The following is a 16,781-nucleotide window of genomic DNA, read 5'->3' as shown; positions in this document are numbered from 1 at the left end:
TCGTGCGTCCCTGTTCCATGGGCGTCGTGACGGGTGGCTGTCTGACTCGCCCGCCGCCTGGCGGCGGGGGGCTCACAGTGGCGCGACCGTGCCGGATTCCCACCGGCTTCCCCACACCATCACTACGTCAAGGAGCGTAGGGCTGCCTGTTCAGGGCGTCAATCAGGGCGAACGTCAATCCGCCGGGCGTTCCGACCAGTTGTGACCAAGCTCTCCCGCCGGGCCGGCCCCGCGCCCGCGCGCCCGGCGCACCACCGTTGTCCACAGCCGCACGGGTGACACCCGCGCTATTGCGAGTAAATTGCAACTAGTACATTGCCGCAGTCAGCGCCGCACGCCGTCAGCACGGAGGACCAAACCATGACCAGCACCGCCGAGGCACCGGCCGGTACCGCCGCGTCCCGCTGGAGACGGATATCGGGATCGATGAGCAGGTCCGAGTGGAGCAGGCTCGGCGGCATGGCCGCGTTCATCGTGGCACTGCACGTGATCGGCTGGTTCACGCTGGTGGCGGTCGTGGCCCCCGAGCACTACAGCCTCGGCACGAAGTCCTTCGGCATCGGCATCGGCGTCACCGCGTACACGCTCGGTATGCGGCACGCCTTCGACGCCGACCACATCGCGGCGATCGACAACACCACGCGCAAGCTGATGGGCGAGGGCAAGCGCCCGCTGTCGGTGGGCTTCTGGTTCTCCCTCGGTCACTCCAGCATCGTCTTCGCCCTGGCGCTCCTGCTGTCGCTGGGCGTCAAGGCGCTGGCCAACCCGGTCGAGGACGACAACTCGCAGCTGCACAACGTCACCGGCTGGATCGGCACCACCGTCTCGGGCACGTTCCTGTACGTCATCGCGTTCCTCAACCTGCTGATCCTGGCCGGGATCTGGAAGGTCTTCCGGCAGATGCGCCAGGGCGACTTCGACGAGGCCGCGCTGGAGGAGCAGCTCAACAACCGCGGGTTCATGAACCGGTTGCTCGGCCGGCTGATGAAGTCGATCACCAAGCCGTGGCAGATGTACCCGCTGGGGCTGCTGTTCGGCCTGGGCTTCGACACCGCCACCGAGATCGCGCTGCTGGTGCTCGCGGGCTCCGGCGCCGCCTCCGGGCTGCCCTGGTACGCGATCCTGTGCCTGCCGGTGCTGTTCGCGGCGGGTATGTCGCTGCTGGACACCATCGACGGCTCGTTCATGAACTTCGCCTACGAGTGGGCCTTCTCCAAGCCCGTCCGCAAGGTGTACTACAACCTGACGATCACCGGTCTGTCGGTCGCGGTCGCGCTGATCATCGGCACGGTGGAACTGCTGGGCCTGATCGGTGAGAAGGCCAAGCTGCACGGCGCCTTCTGGGACTGGGTCGGCGGCCTGGATCTGAACATCGTCGGGTATGTGATCGTCGGCCTGTTCTTCGGCACCTGGGCGATCGCCTTCGCGGTGTGGAGGTTCGGCAACATCGAGGAGAAGTGGTCCGCCGGGCTGCGGCCCGCGGAGCAGCAGGACTGAACCCCGAGCCCCGGCACGGCGGCAAGGGGCGGCTCCCGGCGCGGGGGCCGCCCCTTTCGCCCGCGCGGAGGTCAGCGGGCCGCGCGCGTCCCGGTCACGACCGTCGCGTACAGCCCGTCGTCGCTCACCACGCGCGGCCGCAGTCCGGCGGCTTCGACGACCCCGGCAGCGAGGGCGGCCTGCCGCTCGCTGGTCTCGAAGAGCAGTGAGCCGCCCGGCGCCAGCCAGCCGGGCGCCCCGGCGGCCACCCGGCGCAGCACGTCGAGCCCGTCGGGGCCGCCGTCGAGCGCGATCAGCGCCTCGTGCTCCCGGGCCTCCGGCGGCAGAAAGCCGACGTCCCCTGTGGGCACGTAGGGCACGTTGGCGGCGAGCACGTCGACGCGCCCGCGCAGGTCCGCGGGCAGCGGGTCGAACAGGTCGCCCTCGTGGACCCGCCCGCCCGCGGCGCCGACGTTGCGGCGGGCGCAGCGCACCGCGGCCGGGTCGAGGTCGGCGGCGTGCAGTTCGACCCGGCCCAGGGCCGCGGCGAGCGCCACGCCGACCGCGCCCGAGCCGCAGCACAGGTCCAGGACGACGGCTCCGGGGCGGCCGAGCCGGGCCGCCTCCCGGACCAGGAGTTCGGTACGGCGGCGGGGTACGAAGACCCCGGGGTCCACGGCGATCCGCAGTCCGCCGAACTCGGCCCAGCCGATGACGTGTTCCAGCGGCAGACCGGCGGCGCGCCGCTCGACCATGGCGGCGAGTTCGCCCGGGGTGCGGGCGGCGGCGGTGAGCAGCCGCGCCTCGTCCTCGGCGAAGACGCAGCCGGCCGCGCGCAGGGTGGCGACGAGAACCGGTTCGGACGGTTGTGATGCGATTTCCGACATGAGAGCCTTTCGGGAAGCCTGCGGGAGCTCCCCGGCGTCGATCGGCGGCCGCGCCGTCAGTCCGCGCGGCCGTGGGGCGGGAGCGCCCGTCGTGTGCTGGGGGTAATCGGTCCCACCTCCTCCGGTTCGTCCGCGCTGCCGTACCCGGCGCACGCGCGGTGCCGATGGGCTTCAACCTACCCCACCGGCGGGGCCGCCGGGCCTGTCCCGCCCGTCCGCCGGGGCCTCGCCGCGCCTTCTCCGCGTGCCCCGCACTGAACCGCAATGTAACGGTTAAGCATCAGCGCTGAATCAGTCCCTTTACCGACCAACAACCCAATGCAATAGTGCGGTCGTTCCGCTACTGAATCGCTTAAGTAACCGCGCTGCGCGACTCGTCCCCTCCTGGACTCGCTCGGACGGATGTCGTGAAACGGAGATGGTGCACATGAAGCGCAAGGTACTGGCCGGTTCGCTGCTCGCCACCATGGCGCTGCTGGCGACGGCCTGCGGCGGTGGCGGAGGCTCGTCGTCGAGCGGTGAGTCGGCCTCCTCACCCACCGATCCCGCCAAGGTGACCGGTGACGTCAAGGTCCTCACCCAGCGCACGGACCTGGTGCAGGACGGCACGATGAAGAAGTACGCCGCCGAGTTCAACAAGATCTACCCGAAGGTGCACGTGACCTTCGAGGGCATCACCGACTACGAGGGCGAAGTCAAGATCCGCATGAACACGTCGAACTACGGCGACGTGCTCATGATCCCCGCGGTCATCAAGCAGGACGACTACCCGAAGTTCTTCGCGTCGCTGGGCAGCGCCGCGGACCTCAGCAAGCAGTACACCTTCACCGACAAGGCGACGGTGGACGGCAAGGTCTACGGCATCGCCAACTTCACCAACGCCAACGGCTTCGTCTACAACAAGAAGGTCTGGGAGCAGGCCGGCATCACCACCTGGCCGACCACGCCGGACGAGTTCATCAGCGACCTCAAGGCGATCAAGGCCAAGACGTCCGCCACGCCGTACTACACCAACTACAAGGACGGCTGGCCGCTCACCGCCTGGTCCAGCGTGGTCGGCGCGGTCTCCTGCGACCCGAAGGCCAATGACGAGCTGGCCACCGAGCCCGACCCGTGGAAGGCCGGAAGCGACCTCAACGTCGGCGACACGCTGCTCTACAACATCGTGCACGACAAGCTCTCCGAGGAGGACCCGACCACCACGAACTGGGAGAACTCCAAGGGCCTGCTCGCCACCGGCAAGATCAGCTCGATGTGGCTCGGCTCCTGGGCGATCGTCCAGATGCAGGACGCCGCGAAGAAGGCCGGCCAGGACCCGTCCGAGATCGGCTACATGCCCTTCCCCAGCCAGGTCGACGGCAAGTTCTGCTCCCCGATCGCCCCTGACTACCAGGAAGCGGTGAGCATCCACTCCAAGCACAAGGCGGCCGCCCGCGCCTGGATCGACTGGTTCACCGACAAGTCGGGTTATGTGCAGACCAACCAGGCCGTCCCCTCGCTCAAGGGCGCGCCGCTGCCCAGCTCGCTGAAGCCGTTCAGTGACGCGGGCGTGAAGCTGGTCGAGGTCTCCCAGGCCAAGAACGCCGAGGTCAACAACATCGACAACCAGTCCGAGGTCGGTCTGACCAAGCCGGACTACCGCCAGCACCTGATCGACGTGGCCAGGGGCGCGGCCGGCGGCGACCTCGACGGGGTCTTCACGTCGCTGAGCAAGAAGTGGGCCGAAGCACAGAAGACCGCGGGCCTGTGACCCGGGCGCGGGTGTGGCGGCTCGTCACGCCATGGATGTTCCTGGCCGTACCGCTCGCCCTCCTGATCACGTTCACCTATGTCCCGGTCGCGAACATGATCTCGGACAGTTTCACCGACTGGGACGGGGTGAGCCCGGACAAGAACTTCGTGGGCTCCAAGAACTACGTCGAGCTCTTCACCCGCCCCGAACTCTTCCAGGTCTTCTTCGTCAGCCTGTACTACCTGGTGGCGTCGGTGGTGCAGATCACGCTGGCGCTGTACTTCGCCACCGTGCTGAGCTTCAACCTGAAGTTCAGGAACCTCTTCAAGGGGATCCTGTTCTTCCCCTACCTGATCAACGGTGTCGCCGTCGGCTTCGTCTTCCTGTACTTCTTCCAGCCCGGCGGCACCCTCGACTCGGTACTGAGCCTGTTCGGGGCGCACGGCCACCACTTCTGGCTGGGCAGCGGGCGGATGGCCAACACCTCGCTGTCCGGGGTGTCGGTGTGGCGGTTCATGGGCCTGAACTTCGTGCTGTTCCTCGGGGCGATCCAGTCCATCCCCGGGGAGCTGTACGAGGCCTCGGAGCTGGACGGCGCCAACCGCTGGCAGCAGTTCCGGCACATCATCGCGCCGGGTATCCGGCCGGTGCTGAGCCTGAGCGTGATCCTGGCGATCTCGGGGTCGCTGTCCGTCTTCGAGATCCCGTACATCATGACCGGCGGCGCGGCCGGCACCCAGACGTTCGTCATCCAGACGGTGAAGCTGGCCTTCCAGTTCAACAAGATGGGTCTCGCCTCGGCGTCGGCCGTCGCGTTGCTGGTCATCATTCTGCTGGTCACCTGGCTGCAACGGCTGCTGGTGCCCGACGAGAGGACCGACCTCGTATGACCTCGACGCTCGTCCCGCCGCCGGGCGCGAAGACGCGGGACCTCTCCGAGCAGGACCGTTCGGCGCACACGCGCCGGACGGTCGCCAGGACCCTGACGTACGTCTCGCTCGTGGCGGCCTCCGTGGTGATGCTGCTGCCGCTGTTCGCGGTGTTCCTCACCTCGCTCAAGACCTCGCGTGAGCTGGCGCAGGACGGCGGCGCGCTGTCGCTGCCGCACAACTGGCTCAACTACCACAACTACGTGACGGCGTTCCGCGACGGGAAGATGCTCTCGGCGTTCTGGAACACGTCGTTCATCCTGCTCTTCTCGATCACCGGGACCGTGCTCATCGGCTCGATGGCGGCCTACGCCATCGACCGGTACCACTTCCGGATGCGCCGCCCGGTGGTGGCGCTCTTCCTGATCGGCACGCTGGTGCCCAGCGTCACCACCCAGGTGGCGACCTTCCGGATCATCAACGACTTCGGGCTGTTCGACTCCCGCTGGGCGCCGATCCTGCTCTACACGGGCACGGACATCGTCTCGATCTACATCTTCCTGCAGTTCATCCGGGGCATCCCGGTGTCCCTGGACGAGGCGGCGCGGATCGACGGGGCGAACTCGTTCACCATCTACTGGCGGATCATCCTGCCGCTGCTCAAGCCCGCCATCGCCACGGTCGTGATCATCAAGGGGATCACCGTCTACAACGACTTCTACATCCCCTTCCTCTACATGCCCTCGGAGAACCTGGGCACGATCTCGACCTCGCTCTTCCGCTTCAAGGGCCCCTACGGCGCCCACTGGGAGGACATCTCGGCCGGCGCGATCCTGGTGATCGTGCCGACGCTGGTGATCTTCCTGTTCCTCCAGCGGTTCATCTACAACGGCTTCACCCAGGGCGCGACGAAGTAGCCGTCACGTCCCCGGACCGCGACAGCACTGCCCCGCCGGCGCTCAGGCCGGCGGGGCGGTGCTGTTGCGGGGGACGAGCACGGGTGTGGCGACCGGGCCCTGCCGCGGCTGCTCGCCGCCGAGGACCGCCAGCAGCCGGCGGGCCACCTCGGCGCCGAAGCCGTACACGTCGTGGCTCATCGCCGACAGCTGCGGCCGGGTGAGCTGGCACAGCTGCGAGTCGTCCCAGGCCAGCAGGGAGATGTCCCGGGGCACCGACAGACCCATCTCGTCGGCCACGGACAGCCCGGCGACCGCCATCAGGTCGTTGTCGTAGAGGATGGCGGTGGGCCGCACGGGGGCGGCGAGCAGGGTACGGGTGGCGCGGGCGCCCTGGCCGCCGGAGAAGTCGGTGACGACGCTGCGGCCCTGTTCCAGGCCCAGTTCGCGCACGGTCTCCTCGAAGGCGGCGGTTCTGATGGCGGTGTGGCCGAGCACGGCGGCGCCGCCGACCCGGGCGATCCTGCGGTGGCCGAGCGCGGCCAGATACCGTACGGCGTCGGAGACGGCCGCCGCGTCGTCGGTCCAGGCGGCGGGCACCGGCCCGGTCAGCGAGGGGTGGCCGACGGCGACCGCGGGCATGCCCAGCGAGCCGATCGCGGGAACACGCGGGTCGTCCTGGCGGAAGTCGACCAGGATCGAGCCCGAGACCTGCCGGGAGCGCCACCACGCCTGCTGGACGGCGATCTCCTCGTCCACGTCGCGGACCAGCCGCAGCAGCAGCGCGCTGTCGTGGTCGGCGAGCACGCTCTCGATGCCGGAGATGAACTCCATGTAGAAGGGTTCGAGGCCGAGCATCCGGGCCGGCCGGGCGATGACCAGGCCGATGGTGTCGACCCGGGTGCCGGACAGGGCGCGCGCGTTGAGGCTGGGCGCCCAGCCGAGCCGGCCGGCGGCGTCGAGGATCCGTGCCCGGGTGGCCTGCGAGACGCCGGGGCGCCCGTTGAACGCCATGGACACCGCCCCCTTGGACACCCCCGCGAGCGCGGCGACGTCCTTGATGGTGGGGCGGTGTCCCGGGTCCTGGGCCGGTTCGCTCACCGGCCGCCGTCCGGGCCGGACAGCTGCCCGGCGGCGCCGGCCGCCGAGCCGACCGCGGTGTTGACGGTGTACAGGGCGGCGGACACGGAGTCCGGGTTCGGCCGGTCCCAGCCGCGTACGGTGATCGTCGCGCTCTCCCCCGGCAGCAGCGTGATCAGCCCCCGGTCGGCGGCGGCCGACGGGCTCAGCCGGTCCGCCTGGAGCAGCAGGTCGCGCAGCAGGGAGCGGGCGGTGACGGTGACCTCGGTGGTGTCGCCGCCGGCCGTCACCGAGACGTCCCAGCGCGGCGCCGGATAGGCGAAGTCCTTGTCCGGTACGGCGAACCACAGTCCGCGCAGACCGTCGGCCTCGACGGTCAGGAACTCCTTGTCGCTGCCGGCCGCGGGCAGCACCCGCTCCGGTACGGGAAGGTCGGCGACCGTCCGGGAGGCCGCGGTGAACGGCTGCCGTGCCTCGGCAAGCACAGTGCCGTCCACCGCGACCCTGCGCAGGACCGCCGTGCCCGACCAGTCCCGCGCGCTCTGGTTGACCAGCGCCGCGACGAGCCCGCCGGGGCGCTGCTGCACGGTGACGAGCCGGTCGGCGTAGAGCCGCTTCAGCTCGTGGTAGAGCGGCTTCTCGCGCTCGTCACCGTCGATCGCCGCCCAGGAGGTCACCGGCCAGCAGTCGTTGAGCTGCCAGACGATCGTGCCGGCGCACCGCGGCCAGTGCGAGCGCCAGTGCTCGATGCCGGTGGCGATGGCGCGGGCCTGGTTGACCTGGGTCAGGTAGTGCCAGGTGTCGAAGTCGGCCGGGACCGGGAAGTGGTGGGCGAGTCCCCGGTCCAGCTTGCCGTTGCCGTCCTCGGCCTTCTGGTGGTGCAGCATGCCGGGCGAGACCGGGCTCAGCGGCTCGTCGCTGATCGCGCGGCGCGCGGTGGCGTACGCGGGCGGCGCCTGCCAGCCGAACTCGGCCACGAAGCGCGGGACGCTGTCGAGGTACTCGCGGTAGTCGCGGCGGTTCCACACCTCCCACGAGTGGGCGGTGCCGTGGCCGGGGTCGTTGGGGTGGTGGTCCCAGGAGCCGGACCAGGGGCTGCCCGCCCAGTACGGCCGGGTGGGGTCGGTCTCGGCGACGATCCGAGGCAGCAGGCCCAGGTAGTAGCCCTCGCCCCAGGAGCCGCCCGCGAGGTCGCCCTCCCAGTCCCAGTCGCGGAAGCCCCACAGGTTCTCGTTGTTGCCGTTCCACAGGACCAGGCTGGGGTGCGGGGTGAGGCGGGCGACGTTCTCGCGGGCCTCGGCGTCGATCTCGGAGCGCAGCGGCTGCTCCTCGGAGTAGGCGGCGCAGGCGAAGAGGAAGTCCTGCCAGACCAGCAGGCCGAGTTCGTCGCAGGCGTCGTAGAAGTCGTCGCTCTCGTAGATCCCGCCGCCCCACACGCGGATCAGGTCGATGCCGGCGGCCGCGGCCTGCTCCAGGCGGCGGCGGTAGCGGGCGGCGTCGATCCGGGTGGGCAGCACGTCGTCGGGGATCCAGTTGACGCCCCGGGCGAAGACCGGGGTGCCGTTGACGACCAGGGTGAAGGCGCTGCCGTGTTCGTCGGCGGCGGTGTCGAGCACGATGTCGCGGAAGCCGATCCGCCGCCGCCAGGCGTCCAGTTCGGCGTCGCCGTCCAGGAGGGTGATCTCCAGGTCGTACAGCGGCTGTTCGCCGTAGCCGCGCGGCCACCACAGGGCGGGGTCGGGCACCTCGGCGGTGACCGTCAGCCGGTCGGCGCCGGCCGGGACGTCCGCCTCGACGGAGGTCTCCCCCACCCGCAGCCGTACGGTCAGCGCGCGGTCGGCGCCGGTCGCGGTGCGCTCCAGCTCCAGCCGGGCCTCGACCCGGCCGGTGCCTGCGTCCACGGTGACCAGCGGGACGACCCCGGCCAGCCGGGCGGTGGACCAGTGCTCGATCCTGACCTGCTTCCACATTCCGGCGGTGACCAGGGTCGGTCCCCAGTCCCAGCCGAAGGAGCAGGCCATCTTGCGGATGTACTGGAAGGGCTCGGGGTACGAGTTGGGCCGGTCGCCGACCAGCGCGCGGACCCGCTCGGCCTCGGTGTAGGCGGAGGTGAACTCGACGGTCAGCGGTGTCTCCCGCTCCCCGTACGGCCCGGTGACGTCGAAGCGGTAGCCGCGGTGCATGTTGCGGGTGGTGCCGAGCAGCGTGTCGCCGAGGCGGACCGCGGCGACGGTGTCGAGGCCGTCGAAGACGAGGTCGGTGCGCTCGTGTCCGGTGGCGCGGGGCGGGAGCACGGTCTCGTACGTCCAGTCGGCGCGTCCGACCCAGGCGACCTCGGTCTCGTTCCGGTCCAGGAACGGGTCCACGAGCAGCCCCGCCGCCATCAGGTCGGTGTGCACGCAGCCCGGCACGACGGCGGGCACACTGCCGGTGTCGGGCAGGCGCAGCCTCCAGCCGTCGGCGACCGGCGTGACGTCCTTCATCCCTACTCCTTGCCTGCTGGTCCGGCCGACTCGGCTGATTCGGCCGGTGTGGCGCCTGCTGGTCCGGCCGCGGCGGACTGCTGCCGTCGGCTTTCACCGTCGACGCCGGTCAGTGGGCCGCGGGGCACCGGCGCTCAACCTAGCGGGCCGCCGACTGGCTGTCCATTAAACGGTAAAGCACCACAAGTGCAGATGGGAAGCGGGGTGTTCATTTGTTGTGGACCGTTTTACTGAACCGATCCAGCGCGCATTCACCTGGTGTGATGCCGGGTGCGCCGGGCGCTAGTCGCGGCGGTGGCGCAGCGAGAGCGCGAGGCAGGTGACGGTCGCGGCTACGGCGAGGGCCGCCGGGAGGCGGGCCCAGGAGGTGTCCGCGACCGGCGCCTGCGCGGCGAGGAGGACCACGGCGCTCGCCGCGGCCGCGATCAGCGGGGGCCCCGCGGCCGGGCGGCCGCGCGGCGCGGTGGCGCCGAACAGCCACGGGTCGGTGACCAGCAGATAGGCCAGGAGCAGTACGGCCACGCACACCGCCAGCCAGGCCGGCGGCTCGGTTACGGCGGCGAGGACGACGGCCCCGGCGGCGAGCAGGGTCGTACGGCGCCGGGCGGCCATCGCCGTCGGCCGCGTCGAGCTGCGCACCGGCCGCTCGTCGACCAACGGCGCGGCCCACCAGGCGGCACCGGCCGCGAGCACCACCAGCGCCTGGGCGAGCACCGACGCGTGCAGGGCGGCGGGCGGATCGCAGGCCGCGAGCACGAGGGCGACGCCCAGAAGACGGGCGGCGAGCCGTTCCCCGGCGGGGCTCATCGGGTTCCTCCGTGGATACGGGCGCGCAGCAGCGGGGCGAGCGCGAGGTCGAGGGTGTCACCGGGCCGGTGGCGCACGACCGCGATACCGCGTTCGGTGAGCGCGAACCGCGTCGCGTCGCGGTCGGCCCGCCACAGCCGCAGGGCGAGTTCGGCGGTGACGTCGCCGGGCTCGACCGGCGGGTCGCCGGAGGGGATCTCCACGACGACCATCGGGTTGGCGCGGCCGCGCACCTGGTGCAGCACGTCGAGGATGCGGGAGTCGGTGAGCGGGGTGAAGACGTAGACCAGGGCGCCTTCGGGCAGGGCGGGCGGGGGCAGACGGCTGATCCCGGTGGTGCGGTAGGCGAGGTCCTTGCGGACCTCCAGCACGCTCTCCACGATGCGGTAGAAGTAGCCGTTGCCGGTGCCTGCCTGGAGCCAGCGGGTGGCGCCGCCCACCGAGACCACGCCGATCCGGTCGTGGGTGCGCAGATAGGCGCGGACCAGCCCGGCGGCGGCGCGGAAGGTCTCGTCGAGCGAGGAGGTGCCGGTGCCGGGGTCGCGTACGTCGGTGAGCACGTCGAGCAGGACGACGGTGTCGGCGGCGCGTTCGGCGGCGAACTGGTGCAGTTGGATCGAGCCGCGGCGGGTGCTGGCGGGCCAGTTGATCCTGCGCTGCCGCTCACCGCGTACATACGGGTGGACGCCGGTGACCTCGACGCCCTCGCCGCGCTGTACGGCGGTGTGCTCGCCGAGCCGCTGCGGCAGCCGGACCGGGACGGGGGTGAGCGCGGCGTGCGAGGGCACCGGGAAGACCGCGATCTCGCCGAGGTCGGCGCGGACCGTACGGCGGGCGGTGCCCCCGGTGTCGTAGAGGTCGATGTCGACGGTGCCCAGGGTCCAGCGGCCCCAGCGCTCGGCGGTGAAGACCAGTTCCAGGTGGGCGCGGCCGGTGGTGAGGTGGTCGAGGCGCAGGCCGGGGCCGAGGGTGACGCCGGGGTCGAGCCGGCCGGCCCGGCCGTCGTGGGTGACGGTGATCCGCGCGGTGACCTGCTCTCCCTCGAAGACCCGCCGCGGCTCGACCTCGACGGAGGTCTCGACGCGCTCCGGGCGGGCGCCGTACGGCAGGGCGAGGGCCAGCAGCGTCAGCGGTCCGGCGGCCAGTGCGAGCAGCCACGCGTGGCCGGTGATCAGGGCGGCGGCCAGTGCGACGGCGGCCACGGTGGCGTGGCCGAGGGCGCGTTCGCCGGCCCGCCAGCCGGCCGGGGGCGGCGGCGGGGGTTCGGCGGGCTCGCCGGGCTCCCCACCGAGCGCCCGCCGCACGGCGGCCTCGGCCCGGGCGTCGGGCACGGCGGAGGGGGCGGGGGCGGGGGTCGCGGTGGGTCCGGGCACGCCGGAGGGTACGGCCGGGACCAGCGGCGCGCCCCGGCCCGGGGACACGGCGGCGTCGAGCGGGCCGGAGGGCACGGGCGGGACCGGTGTCGCGGGCGGGACCGGCATCGCGGCCCGACCCGGGGTCGCGGCGTCTCCCTGCGTCCCCGTCCCCGTCCCCGCCTCGCCCGCCGGCCCGGCTCCGCGCGGCGGCCGGCTCACGACGCGCCGGCCGCGGCCCGCGGCAGCGTCCGCGGCGCGGGGGTGGACTGGACGATCTCCTGGACGACGTCGTCCGCGTCGATCTGACGGACCCACAGCTCGGGCTTGAGGGTGATCCGGTGGGCGAGCGCGGGGACGGCGACGGACTTGACGTCCTCCGGGGTGGCGTAGTCGCGCAGGTCCAGCAGCGCCCGGGCGCGCGCGAGTTGGACCAGGGCGAGCCCGCCGCGCGGCGAGGCGCCGACCTGGACGTGCGGATGGGCGCGGGTGGCGCCGGTCAGCGCGACGATGTAGTCGAGCAGGTCGTCCTCGACCTCGACGCGTTCGACGGCCGCCCGCAGGGCGAGCACTTCTGCGGGCCCGCTGAGGGTGCGCAACTTCGCCTCGGGGGCGGCCCGGTCGATCCGGGCCCGCAGCATGCCGGTCTCCTCGGGCGCGGTGAGGTAGCCCATCCGCACCCGCAGCAGGAAGCGGTCGAGCTGCGCCTCGGGGAGGGTGTACGTGCCCTCGTACTCGATGGGGTTGGCGGTGGCGACGACCACGAACGGCTCGGGCAGCGGCCGGGTCTCGCCGTCGATGGACACCTGCGCCTCGGCCATCGCCTCCAGCAGGGCGGCCTGGGTCTTGGGCGGGGTGCGGTTGATCTCGTCGGCGAGCAGCAGGTGGGTGAAGACCGGCCCGGGGTGGAAGACCATCTCGCCGGTGCGCTGGTCGTAGAAGGGCGCGCCGGTCACGTCGGAGGGCAGCAGGTCGGGGGTGAACTGGACCCGGCGGAAGTCCAGTCCCAGCGTGGTGGCGAAGGACCGGGCCAGCAGGGTCTTGCCGAGCCCGGGCAGGTCCTCGATCAGGACGTGTCCGCCGGCCAGGATGCCGAGCATGACCAGGGCCAGCGGTTCTGGCTTGCCGACCACGGCGGTACGTATCTCGGCGAGCACCCCGGTCGCCCGCTCGCCCGCCTCCCGCGGGCTGAGGGCGTCGGGGTGGGAGCGGGGCTGGGGGCTGGTCACGGGACGGGTCCTCACTTGCCGGGGCGGGTCGGGTGCGGCGCTGCGGGCCGGGCCGGGTCCGGCCGGGGGCGCCGCGGGGAAGGCGGGATGTGCCGGAACACGGGCGGGGCCTACAGCGCTTCGAGTCGGTCGAGCAGCGCCCGCAGGTCGTCCGGGGAGAGCGGCCGCCGGGGCGGTGGCTGCGCGGGGTCGATCCACGGCCACAGGTCGGCGCCGACCAGGGTCCGGGCCCGCTGCGGGGAGCGGTGGAGGGCGACGCCGTGGCGTTCGGCGAGCCGGGCCGCGAACAGCCGCTGGAGCTGAGGGCGCAGCGTGGTGGTGAAGTGAACGTCTCCCTCGCGGCCGAACGCCTTGTCGACGATGCGCTGCCACTCCCCGAGCGCGGGGGCGCGGCTGCCGAGCAGCCGTACGGATCTGCGGAAGCCGCTGTCCTGCGAGCCGCCGCCTGCCGCGAAGCGGGCCACGGCGAGCCCGGCGGCGGTGAACAGCGCGAGGCCGGTCGCCGCGGCGGCCGTGCCGTCGGCGAGCCAGAGGACGAGGACCGAGGCGACGGCGAGCGCGCAGAGCACGGCGGCGGAGTGGCGTACGGAACCGGGCGCGTACCGGGGGCGGGTCATGAGGCGGCTCCGGCGGCGGCCGCGGCGCGGGATTCGAGCCGGTCGGCGATCCCGGCGAGCGCGGCCGAGGCGCGCTCGCGGTGGGAGCCGTCCATGGGGTGGGTGGAGTAGCGGGCCTCGCGGAAGAGCGCGGTCAGCTCCGCCGCGGCCGGGCCGGTGAGCAGGCCGTCGGCGGAGGCCCTTTCCAGCAGGTCCCGCGGGCTGTCGGAGGCGTGCCGGGCGACGCCGGAGGCGGCCAGCGACTCCTCCATGGCCGCGTAGCAGGCGATGACGGCGGCCCGCGGGTCGTCGCCGTCGAGCAGCGCGCGGCGCCCGGAGTCCACCGCCTGGGCGAGCGCTTGCTGCGCGTCGTCGTCGGCGGTGGCGTAGGTCGTGCGGTGCGGCAGCGGCAGCGGCCTGCGCAGCCGCCACAGGGACAGCGCCGCCCAGCCGGCCAGGGCGAGGAGCAGCAGCGCGCCGACGCCGAGCAGGAGGGCCGTCAGCAGGGGGTGGCCGTGCGGGGACCCGGGCGGGGGCGGCGGGGGAAGGGGCGCCCGGTTCGGCGGGAGTGTCACCCGCGGCGGGGGCTGCCCGTCACCGCCCGTGCTGATCGGGTGGAGGGCCAGCAGAAGGGCCGGCAGTGCGACGGGCAGCACCAGGAGCGCGCAGCGGACGGTGTCGGCCAGGCGCTGTTCGACGGGGCCGAGGCGCGGGTCGGCGTCACCCATGCGTTCCCGGTAGCGCTTGTTGAGCCAGATCCCGGCGGCCAGCCAGCCGGCCACGAGGGCGGCGACGGCCAGTCCGTGCTGGCCCCACGGGCCCTTGCCCCGGGCGGGGCCGCCGGGCCGCAGCGCGAGCGCGCCGAGCGCGGTTCCCGCGACCACGATCACGGCGAGCGCGGCCTGTCCCGCGCCGACGCCGCCCGTTCCCGTTTCCCGCCCCACCACCGGCTCCCGCCCCGCCACCGTGCCCGTTCCTCGCGGTCGGCAGCTTCGCACACCGCCGCACACCTGTCATCACGCGCCCCCTCGGGCGCGGTGGCGGCGGTCTCAGTAGCGCTGGGCCTTGGCGACGCGGGGGAAGAGGGTGACGCCGGGCTCCTCGGTGCTGAAGGCGATCGGCTGGGCCCGGTGCCCGGGGGCGAGGGAGGGGGCGCCGACGACCGCGGAGGCGGCCACCCTGCCGGAGGAGTCGACGAACTCGACCTCGACCGCGAAGGACTCCCTGCCGCGGCTGTGGTTGACGACATTGACCGCGACCGCGTGCAGACCGACGGTGTCCTTCTTCGGCAGGCCGACGAGGGTGACGTCCTCGATGGCGTTGCCCTTGCCCACGGCCGCGTCGACGGCCCGTCGGGCTTGCAGGGAGTCACCGCTGACCCTGGTCTGGGCGGATTCGGCGAAGCTGGAGGCGGCGGCTCTCGCGGAGGAGACGGCGGACGAGGCCGCGGCCTTGCCCGAGGCCTCCAGCGAGGCCAGCACCGAGGGCAGCGAGCCGGAGAATCCGGCGGTGCCGGGCGAGGTGTGGCCGCTGCCGGAGGAGTCGGAGGAGGAGTCGCACGCGGTGAGCAGCGAGAGGCCGACGGCCGCGGTGGTCACCAGCAGACCGGCCGTCACCGAGCGCAGCGGCCGGCCGGCCGGGAGGGCGGGGCGGGCGCGGGCCGGGGCACGCGCACGGGTTCGGCTCATGGGCGGCCTCCAGGTCGGTCCGACACACCCACGCTGGGCGCTGCCCCCGGCCGCCGCAGCGCCCGGCGGGCCGTACGGGTGACTCGGCGGCGGCCCGTCGCGTTGCGGGGGCGGCGGGCCGCGCGAAGCATGGACGCATGGCGGGTGCCGCGGAGTTCGACGTGATCAGCGAGGGGCTGGCGGACGTGCACCGGCGGCTGCTGCCGCTGACCGACGGCGAGGTGGCCTCGTACATCCCGCAGCTGGCCCTGGCCGACCCGGACGACTTCGGCATCGCCCTGGTGAGCATGAGCGGCCACCGCTACCAGGCCGGGCACGCCCGGGTGCCGTTCACGGTCCAGTCGGTCTCCAAACCCTTCGTGTACGCGCTGGCGCTGGCCGAGCTGGGGGTGGACGAGGTGAGCCGCTGGGTGGGCACCGAGCCCAGCGGCGACGCCTTCAACGCGATCAGCCTGGAGCACGGCACCGGGCGCCCGGCCAACGCGATGATCAACGCGGGGGCGATCGCCACCACGAACCTGGTCCCGGCCTCGTCGCCCGGGCAGCGCTTCGCCCGGATCCTGGACGTGCTCAGCGGCTTCGCCGGGCGCCGGCTCGACGTCGACGAGGACGTCTACCGCTCGGAGTCCGCGACCGGCGACCGCAACCGGGCGCTGGCCTATCTGATGCACGCGGCCGGGTCGCTGCGCGGAGACCCGGTGGTCGCGGCCGAGGCGTACTTCCGGCAGTGCGCGATCCGGGTGGACACCGTGGACCTGGCGGTGATGGCGGCGACCCTGGCCGCGGGCGGGGTCAACCCCGTGACCGGCCGCACGGTGGTGCCCGAGCCGGTCGCCGTGCAGGTGCTCGCGGTGATGGCGACCTGCGGGATGTACGACGCGGCGGGCGACTGGCTGGTACGGGTCGGGCTGCCCGCCAAGAGCGGGGTCTCCGGCGGGCTCACGGCCGCCAGCCCGGCGCGGTTCGGCATCGCCTGCTACAGCCCGCCGCTGGACCGCACCGGCAGCCCGGTGCGGGCGGTGGCGGCGATGCGCGAGCTGTCGGAACGGTTCGGCATGCATCTGATGCACCGCCCGGCGCCGGGCCCGGACACGGTCACGGTGTCCACGACCGCCGCCCGTACCCCCTCGCGCCGCACGCGTACGGCCGCCGAGCACGCGCTGCTGGCCCGCGAGGGCCGGCGGATCGCGGTCGTCGCCGCGCAGGGCGAGCTGGACTTCACCGCCGCCGAGCGGGTGCTGCACGAGCTGGCCAGGATCGCGCCGGACACCCCGGGGTGGCTGGTGGTCGACCTGGCGGAGGTGAGCGGTGTGCGGCCGCCGGCCCGGGCGCTGCTGACCGCCGCGCTGGAGCGGGTCACGGCCGTCGGGCACCGGCTCGGCGTGGTCGGCGCCGCGGGCGACGGGCTGGCCGGGGGCGCGGTGCGGTTCGACAGCCTGCCGGAGGCGCTGGCCTGGGCCGAGGACGGGCTGCTGGCCGAGTCGGCGCGGTCCGGGGAGAGCTGACCGCGAGGGCCGGCCACCGGGCGGGCGGGGCCGGGCCGCGGGCGGCTGGGGCTGCGGAAGTCGGCACATTGAGCTATCCAGGAAGAGAGAAGAAGTGAGGAATCGGGGGGCCGCCCGCGCGGTCGTACCCCCGCCGCCGGCCCCCGCACCGCGCCGAATCCGCCGCCCCGCGCCGTACTGC

At 73.0% G+C, this 16,781-nt stretch carries 14 protein-coding genes and 1 riboswitch; of the genes, 5 read left to right on the top strand and 9 right to left on the bottom strand.

All coding sequences use genetic code 11. The annotated features are described in order from the left end of the window. Positions 1 to 14: 14 nt before the first annotated feature. Positions 15 to 136: riboswitch (cobalamin riboswitch) on the bottom strand. Between the two features lie 290 nt (positions 137 to 426). After that, a complete protein-coding gene (locus OHA30_RS33460) occupies positions 427 to 1,497 on the top strand; it encodes a HoxN/HupN/NixA family nickel/cobalt transporter (protein WP_328918101.1) in 1,071 nt (356 codons plus the stop codon). A gap of 71 nt (positions 1,498 to 1,568) precedes the next feature. On the opposite strand, the gene OHA30_RS33455 is transcribed toward OHA30_RS33460, so the two are convergent. After that, complete coding sequence (locus OHA30_RS33455; protein WP_328917612.1) at positions 1,569 to 2,363, bottom strand: putative protein N(5)-glutamine methyltransferase; 795 nt, start codon at positions 2,361 to 2,363, stop codon at positions 1,569 to 1,571. 427 nt (positions 2,364 to 2,790) lie between these two features. Between OHA30_RS33455 and OHA30_RS33450 the strand changes: the two genes are divergently transcribed. Genes OHA30_RS33450 through OHA30_RS33440 form a run of 3 tightly spaced genes read left to right on the top strand, consistent with a single transcriptional unit; the run spans position 2,791 to position 5,881 of the window. Further along, positions 2,791 to 4,113, top strand: a complete 1,323-nt coding sequence (locus OHA30_RS33450; RefSeq protein WP_328917611.1) for an ABC transporter substrate-binding protein — start codon at positions 2,791 to 2,793, stop codon at positions 4,111 to 4,113. Continuing rightward, positions 4,080 to 4,985, top strand: a complete 906-nt coding sequence (locus tag OHA30_RS33445) for a carbohydrate ABC transporter permease (protein WP_405784849.1) — start codon at positions 4,080 to 4,082, stop codon at positions 4,983 to 4,985. The genes OHA30_RS33450 and OHA30_RS33445 overlap by 34 nt, the downstream gene beginning before the upstream one ends. Continuing rightward, on the top strand, positions 4,982 to 5,881 hold the full coding sequence (locus OHA30_RS33440; protein WP_328917610.1) for a carbohydrate ABC transporter permease: 900 nt from the start codon (positions 4,982 to 4,984) through the stop codon (positions 5,879 to 5,881). Before OHA30_RS33445 ends, OHA30_RS33440 begins: the two co-directional genes overlap by 4 nt. A 42-nt stretch (positions 5,882 to 5,923) precedes the next feature. On the opposite strand, the gene OHA30_RS33435 is transcribed toward OHA30_RS33440, so the two are convergent. From OHA30_RS33435 to OHA30_RS33400, 8 genes are all read right to left on the bottom strand, one after another. Then, positions 5,924 to 6,961 carry a LacI family DNA-binding transcriptional regulator gene (locus OHA30_RS33435; RefSeq protein WP_328917609.1) on the bottom strand — a complete coding sequence of 346 codons (1,038 nt, stop codon included), beginning with the start codon at positions 6,959 to 6,961 and terminating at the stop codon, positions 5,924 to 5,926. After that, entirely contained in the window at positions 6,958 to 9,423 is a 2,466-nt protein-coding gene (locus tag OHA30_RS33430; RefSeq protein WP_328917608.1) for a glycoside hydrolase family 2 protein, read from the bottom strand. Before OHA30_RS33430 ends, OHA30_RS33435 begins: the two co-directional genes overlap by 4 nt. 282 nt (positions 9,424 to 9,705) lie before the next feature. After that, a complete protein-coding gene (locus OHA30_RS33425; protein ID WP_328917607.1) occupies positions 9,706 to 10,230 on the bottom strand; it encodes a hypothetical protein in 525 nt (174 codons plus the stop codon). After that, complete coding sequence (locus OHA30_RS33420; protein ID WP_328917606.1) at positions 10,227 to 11,603, bottom strand: DUF58 domain-containing protein; 1,377 nt, start codon at positions 11,601 to 11,603, stop codon at positions 10,227 to 10,229. The genes OHA30_RS33425 and OHA30_RS33420 overlap by 4 nt, the downstream gene beginning before the upstream one ends. Before the next feature lie 197 nt (positions 11,604 to 11,800). Then, a complete protein-coding gene (locus OHA30_RS33415; protein WP_328917605.1) occupies positions 11,801 to 12,811 on the bottom strand; it encodes an AAA family ATPase in 1,011 nt (336 codons plus the stop codon). 110 nt (positions 12,812 to 12,921) lie between these two features. Then, the gene (locus OHA30_RS33410; RefSeq protein WP_328917604.1) at positions 12,922 to 13,428 is read right to left on the bottom strand and encodes a hypothetical protein; all 507 of its coding nucleotides are present in this window, start codon (positions 13,426 to 13,428) and stop codon (positions 12,922 to 12,924) included. Further along, positions 13,425 to 14,372, bottom strand: a complete 948-nt coding sequence (locus OHA30_RS33405) for a DUF4129 domain-containing protein (RefSeq protein ID WP_328917603.1) — start codon at positions 14,370 to 14,372, stop codon at positions 13,425 to 13,427. The genes OHA30_RS33410 and OHA30_RS33405 overlap by 4 nt, the downstream gene beginning before the upstream one ends. A gap of 84 nt (positions 14,373 to 14,456) precedes the next feature. Beyond that, positions 14,457 to 15,095, bottom strand: coding sequence for a hypothetical protein (locus OHA30_RS33400; protein ID WP_328917602.1), 639 nt, complete (start codon positions 15,093 to 15,095; stop codon positions 14,457 to 14,459). Between the two features lie 137 nt (positions 15,096 to 15,232). On the opposite strand from OHA30_RS33400, the gene glsA reads away from it, so the two are divergent. After that, on the top strand, positions 15,233 to 16,600 hold the full coding sequence (gene glsA / locus OHA30_RS33395) for a glutaminase A (protein WP_328917601.1): 1,368 nt from the start codon (positions 15,233 to 15,235) through the stop codon (positions 16,598 to 16,600). The last annotated feature ends 181 nt before the right edge of the window (positions 16,601 to 16,781 follow it).

Origin of the sequence: Streptomyces sp. NBC_00223 (assembly GCF_036199905.1) — a bacterium.
Classification (GTDB): domain Bacteria; phylum Actinomycetota; class Actinomycetes; order Streptomycetales; family Streptomycetaceae; genus Actinacidiphila.
The sequence above is the reverse complement of the archived record's forward strand: the minus strand, read 5'-3'. Positions and strand labels throughout refer to the sequence as shown.

Coding starts and splice junctions, on each gene's coding strand:
- OHA30_RS33460 (WP_328918101.1), top strand. CDS start 427: ATGAGCAGGTCCGAGTGGAGCAGGCTCGGCGGCATGGCCGCGTTCATC.
- OHA30_RS33455 (WP_328917612.1), bottom strand. CDS start 2,363: ATGTCGGAAATCGCATCACAACCGTCCGAACCGGTTCTCGTCGCCACC.
- OHA30_RS33450 (WP_328917611.1), top strand. CDS start 2,791: ATGAAGCGCAAGGTACTGGCCGGTTCGCTGCTCGCCACCATGGCGCTG.
- OHA30_RS33440 (WP_328917610.1), top strand. CDS start 4,982: ATGACCTCGACGCTCGTCCCGCCGCCGGGCGCGAAGACGCGGGACCTC.
- OHA30_RS33430 (WP_328917608.1), bottom strand. CDS start 9,423: ATGAAGGACGTCACGCCGGTCGCCGACGGCTGGAGGCTGCGCCTGCCC.
- OHA30_RS33425 (WP_328917607.1), bottom strand. CDS start 10,230: ATGAGCCCCGCCGGGGAACGGCTCGCCGCCCGTCTTCTGGGCGTCGCC.
- OHA30_RS33410 (WP_328917604.1), bottom strand. CDS start 13,428: ATGACCCGCCCCCGGTACGCGCCCGGTTCCGTACGCCACTCCGCCGCC.
- OHA30_RS33400 (WP_328917602.1), bottom strand. CDS start 15,095: ATGAGCCGAACCCGTGCGCGTGCCCCGGCCCGCGCCCGCCCCGCCCTC.
- glsA (WP_328917601.1), top strand. CDS start 15,233: ATGGCGGGTGCCGCGGAGTTCGACGTGATCAGCGAGGGGCTGGCGGAC.